This is a genomic window from Streptomyces sp. SID12501 (genome assembly GCF_010550245.1).
Lineage (GTDB): Bacteria > Actinomycetota > Actinomycetes > Streptomycetales > Streptomycetaceae > Streptomyces.
The window spans coordinates 1-484 of the sequence record NZ_JAAGLU010000497.1; the positions used below are offsets into that span (position 1 = coordinate 1).

Sequence of the window (484 nt, forward strand, 5' to 3'; positions counted from 1 at the left end):
CAGGCGCGGCTCGGGCTGTCGTACCTGTTCATCAGCCACGACCTGGCGGTGGTCCGGCAGATCGCCGACCACGTGTGCGTCATGCAGGGCGGTCGGCTCGTCGAGCAGGGCACGGTCGACGACGTCTTCGGGGCGCCCCGGACCGCGTACACGCGGGCGCTGCTGGACGCGATCCCCGGTCGCGACCTCGATCTCGGGCGCAGCGCCTGACGAGCCGGGCGGTCCGTCGGCGCAGGTCGGCGGCCCGCCCGGGACCGAAGGCACGCGGCGTGGCCGGCGTCACTCGCTAGGGTGGTACCGGCGCCGCGTCGACGCGCGCCCCATCCCCCCGACCTCCCGGGGGTGACCCCTGCGAACGAGGAGCTGCAGCGTGCGAGTCGGTCTGCTGACCGGAGGCGGCGACGTCCCGGGCTTGAACGCCGCGATCCGAGCGGTCGTCAAGCGGGGGGAGGGTGAGCACGGGCACTCGATCATCGGCTTCCGC

The 484-nt window shown here is 74.4% G+C and carries 1 protein-coding gene and 1 pseudogene; both read left to right on the forward strand.

Annotated elements, in window-relative coordinates:
• A pseudogene (locus G3I71_RS46960) lies at positions 1–210 on the forward strand (ABC transporter ATP-binding protein); the annotation flags it as partial.
• A 160-nt stretch (positions 211–370) separates the two neighbouring features.
• Positions 371–484, forward strand: a 114-nt coding sequence (locus G3I71_RS52075) for a 6-phosphofructokinase (protein ID WP_343243303.1), incomplete at its 3' end; no start/stop codon positions are given.